This window comes from Dysgonomonas sp. 520, assembly GCF_010501095.1.
In the GTDB taxonomy this organism is placed as follows: domain Bacteria; phylum Bacteroidota; class Bacteroidia; order Bacteroidales; family Dysgonomonadaceae; genus QVMP01.
The window spans coordinates 1-2,246 of the sequence record NZ_QVMP01000054.1; the positions used below are offsets into that span (position 1 = coordinate 1).

Genomic DNA, 2,246 nt, shown 5'->3' on the forward strand with positions numbered 1-2,246 from the left:
ATGCGCTTACGGGGCTTGTTTTCCTGTTCCTTCTGTGAAGCAAGTTCCGTAAGAGCCTGATAAATATCGCTGAACTGCATATTGGTTTCGATCATAAAATCCTCCAATTTACGATTTAATTCAGCGTAACCCAGTGCATATTGACGTAAAGCAACGAAAGCCCTTATTATTGATATATTTACTTGAATCGCTAAAGGGCTGTTGAGCACACTCGAAAGTTGGGCAACCCCTTGTTCGGTGAATGCGAAAGGGGGATAACGACTACCTCCCCAACTTGAGGTGCCAAAATTGCACCTCAAGTCTTCGTTTTCACTTTCTGTCAGTTCAAACATAAAATCTTCAGGGAAGCGTTCTATATTACGCCTTACAGCACGTTTCAGATTTTTTGTTTCTACTTGATACATTTCTGCTAAATCAAAATCCAAAAGAACACGCATTCCTCTGATTTCATAAATCTTACTTTGTATGATTTGTAGTTCCATGATATTGTATTTTATTGGTTTACTGCTAATTTTTGAACTTTCATCATTGGCTTGAAGGAAAAAGCATCTTCTTTTTCAAAAGTATTCGTCCAAAGAGAAGATTTTTCTTCTTCCGATAGGCTTTGCCACATAAATGAAATACGCTTTGTTCTTTCAGGATCATCGGATAGAGTAGCAGGAAGATTAAATAATGCCATTTTTTCACCTAAAGACAAACATTCAAATAGTTTATCTAAATTAGATTTGGATTTTATCTTTTTTTGTTCCAGTTTTTCGGCAAATGAAGCCATATCGTTGCTAACCTTAACATCTGTGATCCTTGCATAAATTTGGGTCGTTTTGATGTTCGTATGCCCTAACATCTTCGACACACTTTCGATAGACACCCCTTTGGTCAGAGTAAGGGTTGCAAACGTATGTCTTGCAAGGTGATAGCTCAAATTCTTATCAATCCCGCAGACTGTTCCGATTTCTTTCAAATAGCAGTATTATTGAATTTATCAACTCCTTATCAATTGATTACAAAGAGCTTATTTAGGAGAGGTAACGATTTGGTAACGGTTCTTTTGACTTTAGTTTGCTCCGCTATGCAAACTTCGGATAACTTTTCAAAGATAAATAAAGTTCTCAACTATTCGTAGTGTTTTAAATCTTTTTCGATTATAAATCTTCTCCGTAAGAAATAGAATAAGTATATAGAGAAGGAGTCGTTCTGCATTAGGACAACTCCTTCAATTCTATTTTAAGGTTTTAAACATTTGCTCAATACATTTTTTCTTTTGTTCTATGTTGGGATGAACATAGAGGTTTAATGTTGTAGAGATATTGGAATGTCCTAAGATTACGCTAACCGTCTTGTAATCACAATTACTTTCAATACATCTAGTTGCAAAGCTATGTCGGAGCCCATGAAATTTGAGATCGGGCATATCTAACTTTCTCATTAATTTTTTATAATAATTTCGATAAGTTCTAGGTTCGGTCGGGTTCGGTTCATTTGTTAATACAAAATAGGAATTATTGACCACTTTTTTGATCGGTTTTAAAACTTTCAATAAATCACGATTCATAGGAATTTCTCGAATCGAGTTTTTCGTTTTAGGAGTATCAAGAATAAGCTCGGTATGTCTTACATCTCCATCAACAACATATATACGTTGAATTGTTTTTCGAATAGAGATAATCCCAGTGTCAGTGTCAATATCTTCCCATGTTAGGGCGCAAACCTCTCCGATACGAATTCCTGCGCTTAAACAAATATATATACCTAAATTTTTGAATGTAAAATGCTCTTGAAGGTGAGACATTATTTTCTTCTGATTTACTTTACTTAATACATCGATCTTTTGGCTAACCCTTTCGGTCGGGAATTGTATATCGAATTGCTGATATTCGAAAACTTTATTTTTCATTCCAAATTTTAAGATCATTTTTAAAACTATCAGAATGTCCTTGATAGTTTTGGGGCTTAAGCCTTCATCTAATTTTCGGAATACAAATTCCTGAACCTCTGCCTCTTTAATTTCAGTTTGATGTCCAAAGGTTGGAAGCAAGTGATTTTCAATCAGCAACATATAGGCTGAATAGCTAGACTTTTTCACATACTGTTTTTTGTCCTCTTTCCAGGCTTCGATTACTTTACTGATTTTCGTTTTTTCTGTCATATTATCTGATTTTATGTTATTAATCATTAGAATATACAGAAAAGGTTTTGAGTATCAAATATCCTCAATTGTCCAAATTTGAGATTTCCTGAGTTTACAG

Annotated in this window: 2 protein-coding genes and 1 pseudogene; all 3 read right to left on the reverse strand. The window is 34.5% G+C overall.

Annotated elements, in window-relative coordinates:
* Positions 1 to 482, reverse strand: a 482-nt coding sequence (locus tag D0T56_RS16450) for an ORF6N domain-containing protein (RefSeq protein WP_163321256.1), incomplete at its 3' end; no start/stop codon positions are given.
* 11 nt (positions 483 to 493) lie between these two features.
* Positions 494 to 964: pseudogene (locus D0T56_RS16455) on the reverse strand (tyrosine-type recombinase/integrase); the annotation flags it as partial.
* Positions 965 to 1,219: 255 nt separating this feature from the next.
* Entirely contained in the window at positions 1,220 to 2,146 is a 927-nt protein-coding gene (locus D0T56_RS16460) for a site-specific integrase (RefSeq protein ID WP_163321257.1), read from the reverse strand.
* Positions 2,147 to 2,246 lie beyond the last annotated feature (100 nt).

What these genes read in the sequence shown, in the direction of transcription:
- D0T56_RS16460 (WP_163321257.1), bottom strand. Translation starts at nt 2,146, where the DNA reads ATGACAGAAAAAACGAAAATCAGTAAAGTAATCGAAGCCTGGAAAGAG.